The organism is Pseudomonas sp. AC070 (assembly GCF_979258635.1).
In genome coordinates this window covers 1,199,211-1,216,708 of the sequence record NZ_OZ409871.1, presented here as the reverse complement: position 1 = coordinate 1,216,708, position 17,498 = coordinate 1,199,211, and the positions used below count along the sequence as shown (strand labels likewise).

Below are 17,498 nucleotides of genomic sequence, written 5' to 3'. Positions count from 1 at the left end.
TACAAAATCGTAGATTGGGCTGATGAGGGAAGCCCAACGTCTTTTACACGAGGTTAAATCTCGACCTGCGTTCCCAGCTCGATCACCCGATTCAGCGGCAAGTTGAAGAAGCGCAAGTTGCCGTTGGCGTTCTTCAGCAGGAAGGCAAACAGCATTTCCCGCCAGCGCGCCATGCCCACCAGCTTGGTGGAAATAATGGTTTCGCGGCTGAGGAAGTACGTGGTGCGCATTGGGCTGAAGTCCAGCCCTTCGAGGTGACACAGGCCGAGCGCGCCAGGCACGTCGGTTTCGTCCATAAAGCCAAAATGCAACACCACGCGGTAGAAGCCTTCGCCGAAGGCATCCACTTCAAAACGTCGCTCGTTAGCGACTCGCGGCTCGTCTTCGTTCATCACCGTCAGCAACACCACCGTTTCGTGCAGCACCTGGTTGTGCAGCAGGTTATGCAACAGCGCGTGCGGTACCGCGTCGGCGCGGGCGGTGAGGAATACGGCGGTGCCTTGCACGCGATGCGGCGGTTGCACGCGAATACTGCTGATAAACAGCGGCAGCGGGATGGCGCTCTCGTCGAGGCGATCCACGAGCAATTGGCGACCGCGCTTCCAGGTGGTCATCAGAATAAACAATGCGCTACCGGCAACCACCGGGAAGGCGCCGCCTTGCAGCACCTTGGGCAGGTTGGCGGCGAAGAACAGGCTATCGACCAGAAAGAACGCCAGCAGCATCGGCACCGACACCCACGGCGACCAACGCCACAGCAGCAGCACCACCGCCGACACCAGCAACGTGTCGATCAACATGGTGCCCGTCACCGCCACGCCATACGCGGCAGCCAGGGCGCTGGACGATTCGAAGCCCAGCACCAGCAACACCACGCCCACCATCAACGTCCAGTTCACCGCGCCGATGTAGATCTGGCCCTGCTCGTGACTGGAGGTGTGCTGAATAAACATGCGCGGCACGTAGCCCAATTGAATGGCCTGACGCGTCAGGGAAAACGCCCCGGAAATCACCGCCTGCGAGGCAATGATGGTGGCGAAGGTCGAGAGCAGAATCATCGGCAACAGCGCCCAGCTCGGCGCCAGCAAATAGAATGGGTTGCGCGCCGCTTCAGGGTTTTGCAGCAGCAAGGCGCCTTGGCCAAAGTAGTTCAGCGCCAAGCCCGGCAGCACCAGCACAAACCAGGCGCGGGCAATCGGCTTGCGGCCGAAGTGGCCCATGTCGGCATACAGCGCCTCGGCGCCGGTCAGCGACAGCACCACCGCACCGAGAATGGTGATGCCAATGCCGGGGTGGGAAATAAAGAAGTTAACCGCCCAATACGGGTTCAGTGCATGCAGCACTTCGGGGCTTTGCATGATGCCGTAGATGCCCAGCACGCTGAGCGCACTGAACCAGGTGAGCATCACCGGGCCGAATAGAATGCCGATGCGCGCGGTGCCGTGCTTTTGAATCAGAAACAACGCCACCAGCACCACCAGCGACAACGGCACGACCCAATGGTCGATGCCGTCGAACGCCAGTTCCAAGCCTTCTACGGCCGAGAGCACCGAGATGGCCGGCGTGATCATGCTGTCGCCGTAGAACAGCGCCGCGCCGAACAGGCCGAGCAGTACCAGCACATTGCGCAGTTTCGGATAATCGTTGGCCGCGCGACGGGCCAATGCGGTCAGGGCCATGACCCCGCCCTCTCCCTGATTGTCGGCGCGCAGCATAAAGAGCACGTACTTGAGCGACACCACCCAGAACAGCGACCAGAAGATCAGCGACAAGATGCCAAGCACGCCGTCGTGGTTGGCCTGCACGCCATAGTGCGGGCTGAACACTTCTTTAAGGGTGTACAGCGGACTGGTACCGATATCGCCAAACACCACACCGACGGCGGCGACCATCAAGCTGACGGTCGAGGACTTACCGGGCGCGGACTGCGCTTTGGACATGCACTAAGCTCCTGAATGAATCGTGTGCACCTGAAACTGGGCGGCTTTATACCTGAATATCAGCGTGCAGAGCACCTGTTTACGCTGGCTGAGCCGGCAAACCCGAACAAACAAACGCAGCTTTTCTATAAATGAACGACCGTTACCCCAAGCAATTCAAGCGCGTCTGCCCGCGCAGCGCCCGCCCAGAGCATAGCTGAGGCCTCACCTGCCGGATGGAGGCTGGTCAAGCGGGTGGCCTGCCGCTAGAATTGCGCACTTTTTGACCAGAGGCGCCCAAAGCGCCCGTCCAAACGCCTGAGGTTAGTCATGTCCACCGTCGCCACGCCGAAAGTCGGCTTCGTATCCCTGGGTTGCCCCAAGGCACTCGTCGATTCCGAACGCATCCTCACCCAGTTGCGCATGGAAGGCTACGAAGTCGTGGCGACCTATCAGGACGCCGACGTGGTGGTGGTCAACACCTGCGGTTTCATCGACACCGCCAAAGCTGAATCGTTGGAAGTGATCGGCGAAGCCATCGCCGAAAACGGCAAAGTAATTGTCACCGGCTGCATGGGCGTCGAAGAAAGCGCCATCCGCAACGTGCACCCCAGCGTACTGGCCGTTACCGGCCCGCAGCAGTACGAGCAAGTGGTCAACGCCGTGCACGACGTGATTCCGCCGCGCAAAGACCACAACCCGCTTATCGACCTGGTGCCACCGCAAGGCATCAAGCTCACCCCGCGCCACTACGCCTACCTGAAGATTTCCGAGGGCTGTAACCACAGCTGCAGCTTCTGCATTATTCCGTCGATGCGCGGCAAGCTGGTCAGCCGTCCGGTGGGAGAGGTGCTGAGCGAGGCTGAGCGTCTGGTTAAAGCGGGCGTCAAAGAGCTGCTGGTGATTTCGCAAGACACCAGCGCCTATGGCGTTGACGTGAAATACAAAACCGATTTCTGGAACGGCCAGCCGGTGAAAACCCGAATGCTCGAGCTGTGCCAAGCACTCAGCACATTGGGCGTGTGGGTGCGTTTGCACTACGTGTACCCGTACCCGAACGTCGACGACGTTATTCCGCTGATGGCGGCGGGCAAAATCCTGCCGTACCTGGACATCCCCTTCCAGCACGCCAGCCCGAAAATCCTCAAAGCCATGAAGCGCCCGGCGTTTGAAGACCGCACCCTGGCCCGCATCAAAAGCTGGCGCGAGCAGTGCCCGGAACTGATTATTCGCTCCACCTTTATCGTCGGCTTCCCCGGCGAAACCGAAGAAGACTTCCAGTACCTGCTCAACTGGCTGACCGAAGCCCAGCTCGACCGCGTCGGCTGCTTCCAGTACTCGCCCGTTGAAGGCGCTCCGGCCAACTTGCTGGATGCGGAAGTGGTGCCGGACGACGTCAAACAATCGCGCTGGGACCGTTTCATGGAACACCAGCAAGCCATCAGCGCCGCCCGTTTGCAGCTGAAAATCGGCAAAGAGATTGAAGTGCTGATCGATGAAGTAGACGAGCAAGGCGCCATCGGCCGCAGCTTCTTCGACGCCCCGGAAATTGACGGCCGCGTGTATGTGGACAGCGACCAGGACCTCAAGCCCGGCGACAAAGTGATGTGCCGCGTCACCGACGCCGACGAGTACGACCTCTGGGCCGAAACCCTGTAACGAAAGAGCCCCGCTGATGCGGGGCTTTTTTATGGCTGGCCTTCACGGTGCGCGCTGCCGCGCTTGCCCTGAGCGCCTGCGAAAACTGTGCGGTGCGTATCGGCGACTGGGTGGGCGATGATCTTAAATCCCCTGTCGCACGTCTCGATAACTGCGTTGCCTGGAGCCTCCCATGTCGCTGCGTTCCCACCGCTCTCCCCTTGCGTTCGTGCTGCTTATTAGCCTGGTGTTGCAAACGGCGTGTGCCGGCCCGTTGCTGGAGAAAATCAAAGAGCGCCGTGCCGAGCGCGAGCAAAGCAGTGAAACCAGCGCGGCGCTAAAACTGCCCGACGGCGCCACGGTCATCAAAGACCTTGCCTACGGCCGCGAGCCCCGCGAGCGCATGGATGTTTACCTGCCCAAGTCGCCCAGCGCCGCACCGATCATCTTCATGGTGCATGGCGGCGCCTGGCGCACCGGTGACAAAAGCGCCGAGCAAGTGGTGGCCAACAAGGTCGCGCGTTGGGTCAGCAAGGGCTTCATTCTGGTCAGCATCAATTACCCGCTGCTACCGGACACCAAACCGTTGCAGCAGGCCGAAGCGGTTGCCAAGGCGCTGGCCATGACCCAGGCAAAAGCAGCCAGTTGGGGCGGTTCGGCTGAGCACCTGATTGTGATCGGCCACTCGGCCGGGGCGCATCTGGTCGCGCTGCTGACCAGTTCGCCGTCGCTCGCTACCGCCCAGGGCGTAACGCCCTGGTTGGGCACGGTGGCGCTCGATAGCGCTGCGCTGGATGTGGAAACAATCATGCAGGCGCGGCACATGCGTTTTTACGACCAAGCGTTCGGTAGCGACCCCAGCTACTGGCAGCAAACGTCCCCCAATTACGTGCTGGCCAGTGGCGCGCCGCCCATGCTGGCGGTGTGCTCGACCCGGCGGGAGGTGTCCTGCGAGCAGGCGCAGCGGTTTGCCGACCACGTCGCAGCGCTGAACGTGCGCATCAGCGTGCTGAAACAAGACATGAGCCATAAGGAAATCAACCAACTGCTCGGTACGCCCGGCGCCTACACCGACGCGGTGGAACGCTTTATGACCGGGCTGGACCTCACCGTAGCTAAGCATTTGGCGCGCTAGAGGCGTCTAGACTGACAAGCGCCGCCGCGGCGATAGCGGCCTGGCCGTACGCCCGCCCGATACCAATCAGGCGGGCCTTACTCAGCCCAGGCGGGTACAATGCCCGCCCACTTCTTTACGGCCCTCGTCATGACAGACCCCATTCGCCTTTCCAAACGCCTGATCGAAGTGATCGGCTGCTCGCGCCGCGAGGCCGAACTGTATATCGAAGGCGGCTGGGTGACGGTGGATGGCGAAGTAGTCGACGAGCCGCAATTCAAGGTCGGCGAGCAAACCGTCGCCCTGCTGCCGGACGCCGTGCTGACGGCGCCTGAGCCGGTCACCATCCTGTTCAACCAACTGCCGGACCTGGACATCGACGCTGCTCACGCGCTGATAAGCCCTGCCACACTTTCTGCCGAGCACCGCTTCGGCACCCGCCCGCTCAAGGGCCATTTTCTGCGTTTGAACAGCGGCGCGCCGTTGCAGAAAAACGCGTCGGGCCTGCTGGTGTTCACCCAGGACTGGAAGATTCTGCGCAAGCTCACCGACGACCTGGCCAAGATCGAGCAGGAGTACGTGGTGGAAGTCAGCGGCGAAATGATCGAGCACGGCTTGAGCCGCCTCAACCAGGGCCGCACCCACAAAGGCCAGGTGCTGCCACCGGTTAAAGCCAGCTGGCAGAGCGAAACGCGCCTGCGCTTTGCGCTGAAGAATGCGGCGCCGGGGCTGGTTGCCGCGCTCTGCGCCAGCGTTGGCCTGACGCCGACCAGCATCAAGCGCATCCGCATCGGTGGCGTGTCGATGGGCAAACTGTCTGCCGGGCAGTGGCGCTACCTGGCCAAAACCGAAAAATTCTGAGGCCGCCGCGCCGCCCTTCCCTTTTCAGGACCGCTCTCATGATCAACAACGACGTACTGCGCAGCGTGCGCTACATGCTCGACCTCAGCGACGCGAAGGTGGTGCAGGTCATCAAACTGTCCGGCCTGGACGTGGACCTCGACACCCTGCGCGCCTACCTGAAAAAGGATGAAGAAGAGGGTTACCTGGAGTGTGACGACGACGTGCTCGCGCATTTCCTCGACGGCCTGATCGTGCACCTGCGCGGCAAAGACGACAGCCGCCCGGCGCAGCCCATCGAGCTGCCGGTCACCAACAACACGGTGCTGAAAAAACTACGCGTCGCCTTCGAGCTTAAAGAAGAAGACCTGCACGAGATTTTGCAAAGCGTGGATTTCCCCGTGAGCAAACCGGAACTCAGCGCCTTGTTCCGCAAGTTCGGCCACAGCAACTACCGCACCTGTGGCGACCAACTGCTGCGCAACTTCCTCAAAGGTTTGACCCTGCGCGTGCGCGACAAATAATCAGCTGTGGGAGCGACTTCAGCCGTGCTGCTTTAGCCATGAAACGCATCACGGCTGAAGCCGCTCCCCCACGAACAGCGTTCTCCATAACCTCGCATTCTCAGCGGCAATAGTTCCTGCGTAATCGCGCCCCGCGCATTAGGGTAGTTGCACAACAACCCTAAAAGAGCGCTCCCCATGCATTCCTACTTTTCCCTGCAAGGCCGCACCGCGCTGGTCACCGGCGGCACCCGTGGTATTGGCAAAATGATCGCCAAAGCATTCGTTGAAGCCGGCGCCCGCGTATATGTATGCGCCCGCGATGGCGAAGCGTGCGCCGCCACGGCCGCCGAATTGTCGGCCTTCGGTGAATGCCATGGCATCGCCGCCAACCTTGCCCATGAGGAAGGTGTGGTCGCCTTGGCAGAGCAACTGAGCGGGCAAATCGACAAGCTCGACATCTTGGTCAACAACGCCGGCACCACCTGGGGCGCGCCGCTGGAAACCTATCCGGTGAAGGGTTTTGAAAAGGTCATGCAGTTGAACGTGACCTCGGTGTTCCTGTGCATCCAGAAGCTCCTGCCGCTGCTGCGCAAAGCCGGCAACAGCGAGAGCCCGGCACGGGTGATCAACATCGGCTCGGTGGCCGGCATTACCTCGTACGGCGAAGAGGCCTACGCCTATGGCCCGAGCAAGGCGGCGCTGCATCATTTGTCGCGCTCGCTGGCGCGGGACTTGGTGAGCCAGCACATCAACGTCAACGTGATAGCGCCCGGCCGATTCCCGAGCAAGATGACCAGCCATATCGCCAACGATGAAGAAGCGCTGGCTGAAGACACCGCGATCATTCCGATGAAGCGTTGGGGACGTGAAGAGGAAATGGGCGCGTTGGCGATTGCGCTGGCTAGTAAGGCAGGCGCCTATATGACCGGCGCAGTGGTCCCCATCGACGGCGGTTTTGCGATGTGACTGCAAGGTCAAGAGCATCGAGGCTGAAGCCTCTCCTACAGACACCGTTTTCTGTAGGAGAGGCTTTAGCCTCGATGCTGTTGAGCGGCGACAGGTATGATTGGCCCGGTTTCCCACCGGGCTTTTTTATGTCTTATTCAGTCTCTCCTGTCGGCTTCGTACACTCCTGCTTCAAGGAGAAGTTCGCCATTCCCCGCCAACCGCAACTGGCCCCTGCCGCGCGCGGGGTGTTGGAGTTGGTGCCGCCATTCGATAGCGGCGAGGCAGTCGAAGGCTTGGAGCAGGTCAGCCACGTGTGGCTGCTATTCCTTTTTCACCAGGCCCTGGAAGACAAACCGCGGCTGAAAGTGCGCCCGCCGCGCCTGGGCGGCAACCAGTCCATGGGCGTATTCGCCACCCGCGCCACGCACAGGCCCAACGGCATCGGGCAGTCGGTGGTGAAACTTGAAAAGGTTGAGGCCGGCAAGCTCTGGCTGTCCGGCATCGACCTGCTCGACGGCACGCCAGTGCTGGATATCAAACCCTACGTTCCTTACGCCGACGCGGTGACCGGCGCGTTCAACCACATGGCCGCTGGCGCACCGACGCTGATAGATGTTGTGTGGAGCGATGCAGCCCTGGTTCAGGCGCTGGAGCATGGCCAGCGGTTGCAGCAACCGGTGCGTGAGTTGATCGAACAATGCCTGGCGCAAGACCCTCGGCCGGCATACCAGCAGCCTGAGCCTAGCCGTATTTACGGCACGCAATTGTGGGACGTTCAGGTGCGCTGGCATTACCCGACGCCCGAGCAGATTTGTGTGGTTGAAGTGGTTGCAGCGTAACCGCCGTATCGCTCTTTTGCGATCTCAGCATCACGCCTCTCGAGATCGAGCCAGCTAGAGCAGTGCAAGGCAAAAATGTTTTTTAAAGCGCAGTTGGCTGTAGCCAATGAGCATTTAAAAAACATTTTTAACGCCGCAATGCCGACGCGCAGCCGATCGGTCAGTGATGAAAAACCCGCCATATAGGCGGGTTTTTCATCACTTCTCCACGAATGCGCGTTCGATCAAGTAGTCGCCCGGCTCACCCATGCGCGCCGAAATCTTCAGACCAAAGCCATCCAGCACTTCGCTGGTCTCGTCCAACATGCTTGGACTGCCGCAGATCATGGCGCGGTCGTCCTGCGGGTTGATCGGTGGCAGGCCGATGTCGGTGAACAGCTTGCCGCTGCGCATCAGGTCGGTGAGGCGGCCCATGTTCTCGAAGGGCTCGCGGGTTACGGTCGGGTAGTAGATGAGTTTTTCTTTCAGCGCTTCACCGAAGAATTCGTTCTTCGGCAGGTGCTCGGTGATGAACTCGCGGTAGGCGACTTCGTTCACGTAGCGCACGCCGTGAATCAGGATGACTTTTTCGAAACGCTCATAGGTTTCGGGGTCCTGAATCACGCTCATGAACGGCGCCAAACCGGTGCCGGTGCTGAGCAGGTAGAGGTGTTTGCCTGGCAACAAATCGTCCAGCACCAGGGTGCCGGTGGGTTTGCGGCTGACCATCAGCTCGTCGCCAACTTTCAAATGCTGCAGTTGGGAAGTCAGCGGACCATCCGGAACCTTGATGCTGAAGAACTCCAGGTGCTCTTCATAGTTCGGGCTGGCAATCGAGTAAGCTCGCATCAGCGGGCGACCGTTTTCCTGTTGCAGGCCGATCATTACGAACTGGCCGTTTTCAAAACGCAGGCCCGGGTTGCGGGTGGTTTTGAAGCTGAACAGGGTGTCGTTCCAGTGGTGGACGCTGAGCACACGCTCGACGTTCAAGTTGCTCATGCTTGCTTCCTCGATGAATCGCGCTCACCCGACCGACGGGTGCCAATGCGCGGCATTTTAAGGGCGACAACCATATCTGTTAAGTGGATTATTAAGATATAGGTTATCGGTTATATAGATATGCGTTTCACACTCCGCCAACTTCAGGTTTTCGTCGCCGTCGCCCAACAGGAAAGCGTCTCGCGGGCGGCTGAGTCGCTGGCGCTGTCGCAGTCGGCGGCAAGCACTGCGGTTACCGAATTGGAGCGCCAATCGGCGTGCCAGTTGTTCGACCGCGCCGGCAAACGCCTGTCGCTGAACGCCTTGGGTCATCAGCTATTGCCGCAGGCGGTTGCCCTGCTCGATCAAGCCAAAGAGATCGAGCGCATGCTCAACGGCCAGGGCGGTTTTAGCTCGCTGTCTGTGGGCGCCACGCTGACGGTCGGTAATTACCTGGCCACCTTGCTAATCGGCAGTTTCATGCAGCAACACCCCGAATGCCGAGTGAAGTTGCACGTGCAAAACACGGCGCACGTTGTACAGCAGGTGGCGCATTACGAAATTGATTTGGGCTTGATCGAAGGCGACTGCCAGCACCCGGACATTGAAGTGCAGCCCTGGGTAGAAGACGAGTTAGTGGTGTTTTGCGCGCCGCAGCATCCGTTGGCCGCCAACGGCCGCGCTTCGCTGTTGGAGCTTACGCAGGAAGCCTGGATTCTTCGCGAACAAGGCTCCGGCACGCGCCTGACCTTCGACCAAGCCATGCGCCATCACCCCACGGCGCTGAACATTCGTTTGGAGTTGGAACACACCGAAGCAATCAAACGAGCCGTCGAGTCGGGCCTGGGCATCGGCTGTATTTCCCGCCTGGCCCTGCGCGATGCGTTTCGCCGCGGCAGCCTGGTGCCGGTGGAAACCCCGGAGCTGGACCTGACGCGGCAGTTCTATTTCATCTGGCACAAGCAGAAGTACCAGACCAGCGCCATGCGCGAGTTTCTCGAACAGTGCCGCAAACTCACCGCCGGGGTGCGGCGTAGCGATGAAATTGTGTTGCCCTCGATTGCTTGAAAAGCATCGCGGCTGAAGCCGCTCCTACAAATTGTGCGATTCGTAGGAGCGGCTTCAGCCGCGATGCTTTTTGCTTTCAACCCAGAAGAATTACCAACCAGACAACACCAATCAGGCTCAGCGCCACAAACTGCGCGGCGCTGCCCATGTCCTTGGCGTTTTTTGACAGCGGATGCAGCTCCAGCGAAATGCGGTCAATGGCCGCTTCCACGGCCGAGTTGAGCAATTCCACGATCAGCGCCACCAGGCACACGCCGATCATCAAAGCGCGCTCGCCACGACTGACGTCAAACCAGAACGCCAGCGGAATCAACACCACATTGAGCAACACCAGTTGGCGAAACGCCGCTTCACCGGTGAAGGCGGCGCGCAGGCCGTCGAAGGAATAGCCGGTGGCGTTGAGGACCCGTTTAAAGCCGGTCTGGCCTTTGAATGGCGACATGGGAAATACGACCAAAATTTGTGAGGCCGCAGGCTACGTCAAACGCGGTCAAAAATGCGTGAAAAACCAATAGCCTGCTGACGTTAACTGGCGGGAATGGATTCCAGATGTTGCAACAGCAAGGCCGCTTGCGTTCGGGTGCGCACACCCAGCTTGCGGAAGATGGCGGTGACGTGGGCCTTGATAGTGGCCTCGGACACGTTCAGTTCATAGGCGATCTGCTTATTCAGCAAGCCATCGCACACCATGGTCAACACGCGAAACTGCTGCGGCGTGAGACTGGCCAAACCGGCGCTTACCGCTTTCGCCTCGGCAGACAGGCCGGCACTTTCTTCCGACTGCGGCGGCCACCAGACGTCGCCGTCAAGGACCTCGCGCACCGCTTGCTGAATGGTTTCCAGGGGGCTGGATTTGGGGATAAACCCGCTGGCGCCGAATTCACGGGCGCGGGCCACCACCGCTGCTTCTTCCTGGGCCGACACCATCACCACCGGCACCTGCGGATACTGTCCGCGCACCATCACCAAACCGGAAAAACCGTAGGCGCCGGGCATGTTGAGGTCGAGCAAGACCAGATCCCAATCCGACTTTTCCCCGAGTCGCGCTTCAAGCTCGGCGATGCTCGCCGCTTCGACCAGACGCACCTGCGGGCCAAGGCCCAAGGTGAGGGCCTGATGCAGCGCACTGCGAAATAGCGGGTGATCATCGGCAATCAGGATTTCGTAGTCGGCCATGGGCTGCTCTTGTTTTAAGGGGGCGCTTCTCGGTGTACGAAAGTACCGCCGCGCGGGGTGTGCAGCGCAGCGGCGGCGCCCAGCATGCCGAGCCAAAATGGGGTGGTCAAGCCTTTAGGTTTGCGGCACAGTTCGAGGCTTTTCCTGCCGAGACCGACCATGCGAAACCAAGCCCTGCGCGCCGACCTGTTAATGCTGACCACCGCGCTTATCTGGGGCAGCGCCTTCGTGGCGCAGCGCATGGGCATGGATTCCATCGGCCCATATTTATACTCCGGCCTGCGCTTCGCCTTGGGCACGCTGGTGTTGTTGCCGGTGGTCTACCTGCTCAGCCGCGGCAACAAACAACCGTTCAATCGCGGCTTATTTATAGGCGGCGGATTGATGGGCCTGGTTTTGGCCCTAGGCATTAACTTGCAGCAGGTGGGACTGCTGTTCACCAGCGTAACCAACGCCGGCTTTATCACCGGGTTGTACGTCATCATCGTGCCGCTGGTGGGCCTTTTTCTCGGCCATAAAACCGGCATAGGCACGTGGCTCGGTTGCATTCTGGCGGTGGTCGGCATGTTTCTGCTCAGCGTCGGCGACGGTTTCCACGTGGCCTCCGGCGATTGGCTGCAACTGGCGGGTGCATTTGTGTGGGGCACGCACGTTTTGCTGGTGGGCTATTTTGCTGGCCGCTTCGACCCGATCCGCCTGGCAGCAATTCAATTCGCCGTCTGCGCCGTCATCAGCCTGGGCCTCGCCGTCACGCTGGAAGATATTCAAATGGCCCGCATCGTTGCTGCCGGGCCGTCGATTGTTTATGGCGGGCTTATTTCGGTTGGCATCGCTTACACCTTGCAGGTGATTGCGCAGAAGCACGCCATCGCCTCGCACGCGGCGATCATCTTTTCGCTCGAGGCGGTGTTCGCGGCGGTGGCCGGAGCGGTGTTTCTCGATGAGTCGCTGCACTTGCGCGGCTATATCGGTTGCGCGCTGATGTTTGCCGGCATGTTGGTGGCGCAGCTGTGGCCGCGCAAGGTGGCGGAAGAAGTGGTTGAGGGGAAGGTGGTTTAGGGCGCGCCGGCTCCAGACCGCAGCCCCCTCTCCCCAACCCTCTCCCCGAGGGGCGAGGGGGCTGACAAGCGATTCGGTCGGTCCCCTCTCCCGCCTGCGGGAGAGGGTTAGGAAGAGGGCAAGCGTTTAGCCGGTCACCCTACAAATACTCCCCCATCCGCCGATGCACCTCATCCTCCAAATCCACCGGCCGCTGAAACTTGGCCCCCAAATAATGGGCCGTAAACACATCCAGATAAGCATCCAACGCCGCCCCAGCACGCGGTTCGCCCGCTAGCTCCAGACAGAGCGCCGCCACTTCCGACGTACACAAATGGTCGTCACGCTTGGACCGACGCAGGCGATAACGCGACAGCTGTTCGGGCTGCAAACTGAGCACCGGAAATTTGTCCAGATACGGGCTCTTGCGAAACATCTTGCGGGCCTCGGTCCAGGTCGCGTCGAGCAAGATAAACAGAGGTCGCTTGCCCTCCTCCACCTTCACTTCAGCGACCACCCGCTCAGGCGCAACAAACTCACCGGGAAAGACCACGTACGGTTGCCATTGCGGGTCGTTGAGCAGCGCTGGAATTTCCGGCTCCACCGAGGTGCGAAACCAGCGGTAGGCGAACGTGTCGGTAACCAGGTCGGCGATCAGCCAGCCGGTGTTGGTCGGCTTCAACGGTTCGACGTCGTGCATCAGCAGAAACATGCCGGCATTGGTCGGCACCTTCGGCCGCAGCGCGCACAGGCAGTATTCCGGAATTACACGGCAGCCCTCGCAACGCGGCGCTCGGGAACCACGCGCCGTAAACGGCTTGGTGCTGAGCTCCAGCCGCTCCAGGCGTAAACGCGAGACGGCGTGGCTCATTGCGGGCGGTCCGCGCGGGAAGAAAAGGAGATCATCGACTGCATCCGACCAGCAAAAAAGAAGCCGGCGAGTCTAGCAGAGGCGCTGGGCAAAACCGCAGCGGGCCTGAGGCGGGTCGACAGACGACCCGCCGGGCGAGGGGGTTAGAACGACTGGTTGAAGGCCAAGCCTACGAAGTGAATACGGGTTTCGTATTCACCCTTGAAGTTGCCGCCGTTGCCGGTGCAGTGGTCGCCGCTGTCGACGTAAAGACTGCCTCCGCCTGGCGCCCAACCCGCCGGCGAGCAGCCGTCTTTGTAATCCATCTTGCCGCTGGCAAATTGCACGTAGCTGTAGGCGAGATCGACCGACGTGTCCTCGTCGAACTTGTAGTTGGCGCCGAAGGACAACCAGTAACGGTCGGAATCCGGGAACGCCGGGTGACGTTTATCGCTGCCGCTGACTGGGGATTTGTCGTAGGCGACGCCGGTGCGCAGCATCAGGTCTTTGTCCCATTGGTAGTTCATACCGAGGGAGATTTTGTAGGTGTCGTTCCAGTCCTGATCGACCGTGGCGTCGCCTTCATTTACGCCGTTGAAGTAGGGGTAGCCATTAACTTCTTTCAGTTGAATGCCGATCTGGTCCAGGCGCGAGTGGCGCGTCCAGGTCACGTCGCCCATCAGCGCCACTTTGTCGTTCAACTGGTGGAAGGCGTTGATCGAGAACGACTCGGGCGTATCGATGCTGGTTTTTGCGTCCGAGTTCGGGTGCAGGTTGCTGGCAGCGAAATTGCCTGGATTGATCCAATTGCTCGGGTCGAGCACTTGGCCCAACTGGTCGCGGGGTGGCAGGCCGACCAGGCCAAGAAACGTACCGCCATCGGGCGTCAGATCGGTAGATGGATTCGGTACCGCGCCTTCGACGTCAGCAAAGCTCCATTTCGATTTACCTTCTAAGGTGTGGCTGATTTTCGAACGGTACGACACGCCGAAGCGCGTCGAGTCGGTAGGTTCCCACATGTAACCGATGTTCCAACCAAAGCCCCAGTCGTCCCCTTTGACGCGGAAATACCCATCGCCGCTCACGTTCTCGGCGAAGTTCTGCGCCACGCAATCGACAAACGCATCATTCTGCTGGCCGTTACAGCTGGTGATTTCGTCCGGTACCGTGAGACCGGGATACAGCAAAGGAATACCAATCTGCCCAATCGGGTTGGCGGCCAGTTCTGTCAGCTCCTGGTTGGCTTTGACGAACTGCCCGGCTAACTGCCGCGACGCGCCCTGAACATCTGCCGCCCCGCGCTGAATCGACTTGATGTACTGCGCCGACAACCCGAAACCAATGCTGTGGTGCTCGTTGAAGCGGTAGGCAATGCTCGGGTTGATATTCACCGTTTCCAGGTTCGCCGACTGAATGCCGTAGCGGCCGCTCCAGTTCTCCTTGTAATCGAGCTTGGCGCCGTAGGGCACGAAGATGCCGAGGCCGACGGTGACGTTGTCGTTTATCTGGCTGGAAAAGTAGAAGTCCGGTGCGGCAGCGGCGTCTGGCAGGTAGGAGCCGGCGCCCGTGCCGCCGGTGGAGTTACCGAAAACATCGGTGCTGCCGTTGTCTTTAAAGCTGCCCTTGGGAATGACGATGGTGATGCCGTTGGTGACCTGGGTGCCGGGTAAGCGCGCAAGGCCTGCGGGGTTGTAGAAAATGGTCGAGGGGTCGACCGCTTCCGCGCCGTTGGCGTGGGCTGTGCCCTGGGCTGCCACCGACTGCGAACCAAAGTGGTAACCGGACGCCATAGCTCCGGAGGTCCAAACCAACATCAAGCTCCCGCTGTAAAGCGCGGTCTGCCAGCAAGATGGGCGAGTTCTTATCATTATTCTCGACTCCTACACGCACGATATAAGCCGCGATACGTCTCCGGTAAGGCCAACCGGAACTTCTGTAGCGCAGCGATAAAACCGACTTTCGAATGAAGCGGTATGCGACCTGTGACCGGCCTCCTTTGCTGACGATCCCCAATCCTTCGTACTGCCTGCGGTCCTATCCGGCCTGGGCCGAGGTAACACCCGAGCCGCTGTGAAGGTGGCCGGATTGCACCTGGCAAAACATCGGTTTCCCCCGAGGCCCGCCGCCAGGGGCTTCAGGCCCCATGCGCCGGTGTAATAAAACCGTTACCGTTTCACACCAAGCCGTACAGATTTGTATGACCAAATAATTCAAAAAGATTCGGATATTTTCGCAAGCCGGAGGAACCTGGCGGTTTGCCGACGATATCGGCGCGCTGAGCGGCGTTGGTCGCAAATAACGGAAGAACGCTTGTTCGGAATGCGCAGGTGGCGCGCTCGCGCTTGATCTGCCGCAGGCGGTTGGTCAGGATGCAACCCGGGCTGAGCGCTGGCCCACGTAATAGTTGCGGGGTCACGAACCTAGCCTTGAGGCCAGGGTCCAACCCGCTTTATGGATATGGAGACTTACATGCTGCGCTTCACGGCCCTGGCCTTTTGCTTCGCCCTTCCCGCTGCGCACGCGGCCTCGCTTCAGGATTTCGAGCTGAACAAGCTGCTCAATCAGGTGGCCACCCAAAGCAGCGAAGGCACGCCGCGGGCCATTAACGAAGACATTCTCGATCAGGGCTACACCGTTGACGGCAACGTGCTGATCAACCACTTGAGCGTTCAGCCTGCCCACGCCGCACAAATGCGCGGCAACCCCGACGCCGTGCGCAAGCAACTGGGCGCCAGCGTCTGCCAGAACAACGGCTTCCGCCAACTGCTGGCCCGTGGCGCCGTGCTGCGTTACCAATTCAGCGAGTACAAAACCAACAACTACATCGCCGCCGAAAACTTCAGCAAAGCTGACTGCTCGATCAAATAAGCTTTACTTCAGGTTGGGTCGAGCCGCGACCGGTTAAACCCAACCTGTACCGCTTGCCGATCCAAGGTTCACCCTCAAGGAGCTGTTCCATGCCTTACGAACCGGACGATTACCTCAACCGTCATGTGCAAACGCCGAGCGTTGACCTGGCCGCCAAAGTCGACGAATTGCTCGACCTCGCCACGCCTGATTCCAGTCTCAACCTGTCGCTGTACCGCGACATGCTCTCCACCGTCATTCGCATGGCCCAGGCCGACCGCAACCGCTGGGACGCGAAAATCATGCTGCAAACCCTGCGTGAGATGGAACATGCCTTCAGCGTGCTGGAGCAGTTCAAACGTCGTCGCAAGGTCACCGTATTCGGCTCGGCCCGCACGCCAGCCAACCATCCCGTCTACCAACTGGCCAAAGATCTTGGCGCTGCCTTGGCCCGTCACGAGCTGATGGCAATTACCGGCGCGGGTGGCGGCATCATGGCCGCCGCCCATGAAGGCGCGGGGCTGGAGCACAGTCTGGGACTGAACATCAGCTTGCCCTTCGAGCAAAGCGCCAACGCCACCATGCAAGGCAGCACCAATCTGCTGTCATTCAAGTTCTTCTTTCTCCGCAAACTGTTCTTCGTTAAAGAAGCCGACGCGCTGGTGCTCTGTCCCGGCGGCTTCGGCACCTTGGACGAAGCGCTGGAAGTGCTGACGCTCATCCAAACCGGCAAAAGCCCCTTGGTTCCGGTGGTACTGCTGGACGAGCCCGACGGCAGCTTCTGGAAAGACGCCTTGGCGTTTATCCAACGGCAACTCGAAGGCAACGGCTACATTCTGCCCAGCGACCTGAAACTGCTGACCATGGCGCACAGCGCGGATGAAGCGGTTGAACAGATCACGCGCTTCTACAGCAATTTTCATTCGAGCCGCTGGCTGAAGGATCGCTTTGTGGTTCGCCTGCATCATGGGCTGTCGGCTGAAGCGGTGAGTCAGTTGCCGGAACTGTTCGCCGACCTCTGCAAAAGCGGCGGCTTTGTGCAGCAGCAAGGCGCGTTTGAAAACGAGGGGGATGAGCCGGAATTGGCTCCGTTACATCGCCTGGCGTTTGCCTTCCGTGGTCGGGAATACGGGCGGTTGCGTGAGCTGTATGAGTTTGTGAATACGCCGGAGAATTGGGCGTAGACCCAGGTTGATTCCCAGGAGCGGGGCGCCAATCAAGAGCATCGCGGCTGAAGCCCCTCCTACGGTGCTGCGCTGTTTGTCAGGTTTTGAATAGGCAGGAAGGGAACTTCAATCGTACAGCTCGCCGCGCAGCAGGCGGCTGATCATGTCCATGGAATAACCGCGATACGCCAGAAAGCGCCCTTGCTTGGCGCGCTCTTTGGCGTCGTTCGGCTGCTCGCCGAATTTGCGCTGCCAGACTTGCGTCATGTGTTCCCGCCAATCGATACCGCATTCACGCAGCGCCTGTTCGATATCGGCGCGCGCCAGCCCACGCTGCCCCAGTTCCTCGCGAATGCGCATAGGCCCGTAGCCAGAGCGGGCACGGTAGGAAACGAAGCTTTCAAGGTAGCGGGATTCGGACAGCAGACCTTCTTGGGTCAAGCGGTCGAGTTCCGGTTCGATGAGTTCAGGCGGGGCGCCGCGTTGGCGCAACTTGCGGATTAACTCGACACGGCCATGCTCGCGGCGTGCGAGCAAGTCCATGGCTGTCCGTCGTACTGCGGCAGGACTGTCGAGTACGACGGACATAACA

At 60.2% G+C, this 17,498-nt stretch carries 18 protein-coding genes; 10 read left to right on the top strand and 8 right to left on the bottom strand.

The features are described 5' to 3' along the window. Positions 1-53: 53 nt before the first annotated feature. Entirely contained in the window at positions 54-1,940 is a 1,887-nt protein-coding gene (locus ACZZ0Q_RS05390) for a potassium transporter Kup (protein WP_463539829.1), read from the bottom strand. 309 nt (positions 1,941-2,249) lie between these two features. Between ACZZ0Q_RS05390 and rimO the strand changes: the two genes are divergently transcribed. The 6 genes from rimO (at position 2,250) to tsaA (ending at position 7,804) form a co-directional block, all read left to right on the top strand. Beyond that, positions 2,250-3,578: a 30S ribosomal protein S12 methylthiotransferase RimO gene (rimO, locus tag ACZZ0Q_RS05385; protein WP_463539830.1), complete on the top strand. Its 1,329-nt coding sequence runs from the start codon at positions 2,250-2,252 to the stop codon at positions 3,576-3,578. 172 nt (positions 3,579-3,750) lie between these two features. Then, positions 3,751-4,692, top strand: coding sequence for an alpha/beta hydrolase (locus ACZZ0Q_RS05380; RefSeq protein WP_463539831.1), 942 nt, complete (start codon positions 3,751-3,753; stop codon positions 4,690-4,692). Positions 4,693-4,821: 129 nt separating this feature from the next. Next, positions 4,822-5,532 carry an rRNA pseudouridine synthase gene (locus ACZZ0Q_RS05375; RefSeq protein ID WP_463539832.1) on the top strand — a complete coding sequence of 237 codons (711 nt, stop codon included), beginning with the start codon at positions 4,822-4,824 and terminating at the stop codon, positions 5,530-5,532. Positions 5,533-5,570: 38 nt separating this feature from the next. Next, a complete protein-coding gene (locus ACZZ0Q_RS05370; RefSeq protein WP_463539833.1) occupies positions 5,571-6,035 on the top strand; it encodes a YehS family protein in 465 nt (154 codons plus the stop codon). Between the two features lie 177 nt (positions 6,036-6,212). After that, a complete protein-coding gene (locus tag ACZZ0Q_RS05365) occupies positions 6,213-6,983 on the top strand; it encodes an SDR family oxidoreductase (RefSeq protein ID WP_463539834.1) in 771 nt (256 codons plus the stop codon). Positions 6,984-7,111: 128 nt separating this feature from the next. Next, a complete protein-coding gene (tsaA, locus tag ACZZ0Q_RS05360; protein WP_463539835.1) occupies positions 7,112-7,804 on the top strand; it encodes a tRNA (N6-threonylcarbamoyladenosine(37)-N6)-methyltransferase TrmO in 693 nt (230 codons plus the stop codon). Between the two features lie 198 nt (positions 7,805-8,002). On the opposite strand, the gene fpr is transcribed toward tsaA, so the two are convergent. Then, complete coding sequence (fpr, locus tag ACZZ0Q_RS05355; RefSeq protein WP_122494044.1) at positions 8,003-8,782, bottom strand: ferredoxin-NADP reductase; 780 nt, start codon at positions 8,780-8,782, stop codon at positions 8,003-8,005. 120 nt (positions 8,783-8,902) lie between these two features. Here fpr and ACZZ0Q_RS05350 point away from each other — a divergent pair, with 120 nt between their 5' ends. Next, the gene (locus ACZZ0Q_RS05350) at positions 8,903-9,829 is read left to right on the top strand and encodes a LysR family transcriptional regulator (protein ID WP_122494045.1); all 927 of its coding nucleotides are present in this window, start codon (positions 8,903-8,905) and stop codon (positions 9,827-9,829) included. Positions 9,830-9,905: 76 nt separating this feature from the next. Here ACZZ0Q_RS05350 and ACZZ0Q_RS05345 read toward each other — a convergent pair whose 3' ends face one another. Further along, positions 9,906-10,271, bottom strand: coding sequence for a diacylglycerol kinase (locus ACZZ0Q_RS05345; protein ID WP_463539836.1), 366 nt, complete (start codon positions 10,269-10,271; stop codon positions 9,906-9,908). Between the two features lie 83 nt (positions 10,272-10,354). Further along, entirely contained in the window at positions 10,355-11,005 is a 651-nt protein-coding gene (gene erdR / locus ACZZ0Q_RS05340; RefSeq protein WP_122494047.1) for a response regulator transcription factor ErdR, read from the bottom strand. Between the two features lie 159 nt (positions 11,006-11,164). Here erdR and ACZZ0Q_RS05335 point away from each other — a divergent pair, with 159 nt between their 5' ends. Beyond that, on the top strand, positions 11,165-12,064 hold the full coding sequence (locus ACZZ0Q_RS05335) for a DMT family transporter (protein ID WP_463539837.1): 900 nt from the start codon (positions 11,165-11,167) through the stop codon (positions 12,062-12,064). Positions 12,065-12,203: 139 nt separating this feature from the next. On the opposite strand, the gene ACZZ0Q_RS05330 is transcribed toward ACZZ0Q_RS05335, so the two are convergent. The 3 genes from ACZZ0Q_RS05330 to ACZZ0Q_RS05320 form a co-directional block, all read right to left on the bottom strand. Then, positions 12,204-12,914: a tRNA-uridine aminocarboxypropyltransferase gene (locus ACZZ0Q_RS05330; RefSeq protein ID WP_463539838.1), complete on the bottom strand. Its 711-nt coding sequence runs from the start codon at positions 12,912-12,914 to the stop codon at positions 12,204-12,206. Positions 12,915-13,057: 143 nt separating this feature from the next. Then, positions 13,058-14,707: an OmpP1/FadL family transporter gene (locus tag ACZZ0Q_RS05325; protein ID WP_463539839.1), complete on the bottom strand. Its 1,650-nt coding sequence runs from the start codon at positions 14,705-14,707 to the stop codon at positions 13,058-13,060. 359 nt (positions 14,708-15,066) lie between these two features. Further along, complete coding sequence (locus ACZZ0Q_RS05320; protein ID WP_463539840.1) at positions 15,067-15,309, bottom strand: hypothetical protein; 243 nt, start codon at positions 15,307-15,309, stop codon at positions 15,067-15,069. A gap of 53 nt (positions 15,310-15,362) precedes the next feature. Between ACZZ0Q_RS05320 and ACZZ0Q_RS05315 the strand changes: the two genes are divergently transcribed. Next, positions 15,363-15,761, top strand: a complete 399-nt coding sequence (locus tag ACZZ0Q_RS05315) for a quorum-sensing-regulated virulence factor family protein (RefSeq protein WP_463539841.1) — start codon at positions 15,363-15,365, stop codon at positions 15,759-15,761. An 89-nt stretch (positions 15,762-15,850) separates the two neighbouring features. Beyond that, a complete protein-coding gene (locus tag ACZZ0Q_RS05310; RefSeq protein ID WP_463539842.1) occupies positions 15,851-16,924 on the top strand; it encodes an LOG family protein in 1,074 nt (357 codons plus the stop codon). 108 nt (positions 16,925-17,032) lie between these two features. On the opposite strand, the gene recX is transcribed toward ACZZ0Q_RS05310, so the two are convergent. Continuing rightward, complete coding sequence (gene recX / locus ACZZ0Q_RS05305) at positions 17,033-17,494, bottom strand: recombination regulator RecX (protein WP_463539843.1); 462 nt, start codon at positions 17,492-17,494, stop codon at positions 17,033-17,035. Between the last annotated feature and the right edge of the window lie 4 nt (positions 17,495-17,498).

Excerpts from the sequence above, each read along its gene's own strand:
- ACZZ0Q_RS05390 (WP_463539829.1), bottom strand. The coding sequence starts at position 1,940 with ATGTCCAAAGCGCAGTCCGCGCCCGGTAAGTCCTCGACCGTCAGCTTG.
- rimO (WP_463539830.1), top strand. The coding sequence starts at position 2,250 with ATGTCCACCGTCGCCACGCCGAAAGTCGGCTTCGTATCCCTGGGTTGC.
- ACZZ0Q_RS05380 (WP_463539831.1), top strand. The coding sequence starts at position 3,751 with ATGTCGCTGCGTTCCCACCGCTCTCCCCTTGCGTTCGTGCTGCTTATT.
- ACZZ0Q_RS05375 (WP_463539832.1), top strand. The coding sequence starts at position 4,822 with ATGACAGACCCCATTCGCCTTTCCAAACGCCTGATCGAAGTGATCGGC.
- ACZZ0Q_RS05370 (WP_463539833.1), top strand. The coding sequence starts at position 5,571 with ATGATCAACAACGACGTACTGCGCAGCGTGCGCTACATGCTCGACCTC.
- ACZZ0Q_RS05365 (WP_463539834.1), top strand. The coding sequence starts at position 6,213 with ATGCATTCCTACTTTTCCCTGCAAGGCCGCACCGCGCTGGTCACCGGC.
- tsaA (WP_463539835.1), top strand. The coding sequence starts at position 7,112 with ATGTCTTATTCAGTCTCTCCTGTCGGCTTCGTACACTCCTGCTTCAAG.
- fpr (WP_122494044.1), bottom strand. The coding sequence starts at position 8,782 with ATGAGCAACTTGAACGTCGAGCGTGTGCTCAGCGTCCACCACTGGAAC.
- ACZZ0Q_RS05350 (WP_122494045.1), top strand. The coding sequence starts at position 8,903 with ATGCGTTTCACACTCCGCCAACTTCAGGTTTTCGTCGCCGTCGCCCAA.
- ACZZ0Q_RS05345 (WP_463539836.1), bottom strand. The coding sequence starts at position 10,271 with ATGTCGCCATTCAAAGGCCAGACCGGCTTTAAACGGGTCCTCAACGCC.
- erdR (WP_122494047.1), bottom strand. The coding sequence starts at position 11,005 with ATGGCCGACTACGAAATCCTGATTGCCGATGATCACCCGCTATTTCGC.
- ACZZ0Q_RS05335 (WP_463539837.1), top strand. The coding sequence starts at position 11,165 with ATGCGAAACCAAGCCCTGCGCGCCGACCTGTTAATGCTGACCACCGCG.
- ACZZ0Q_RS05330 (WP_463539838.1), bottom strand. The coding sequence starts at position 12,914 with ATGAGCCACGCCGTCTCGCGTTTACGCCTGGAGCGGCTGGAGCTCAGC.
- ACZZ0Q_RS05325 (WP_463539839.1), bottom strand. The coding sequence starts at position 14,707 with ATGTTGGTTTGGACCTCCGGAGCTATGGCGTCCGGTTACCACTTTGGT.
- ACZZ0Q_RS05315 (WP_463539841.1), top strand. The coding sequence starts at position 15,363 with ATGCTGCGCTTCACGGCCCTGGCCTTTTGCTTCGCCCTTCCCGCTGCG.
- ACZZ0Q_RS05310 (WP_463539842.1), top strand. The coding sequence starts at position 15,851 with ATGCCTTACGAACCGGACGATTACCTCAACCGTCATGTGCAAACGCCG.
- recX (WP_463539843.1), bottom strand. The coding sequence starts at position 17,494 with ATGTCCGTCGTACTCGACAGTCCTGCCGCAGTACGACGGACAGCCATG.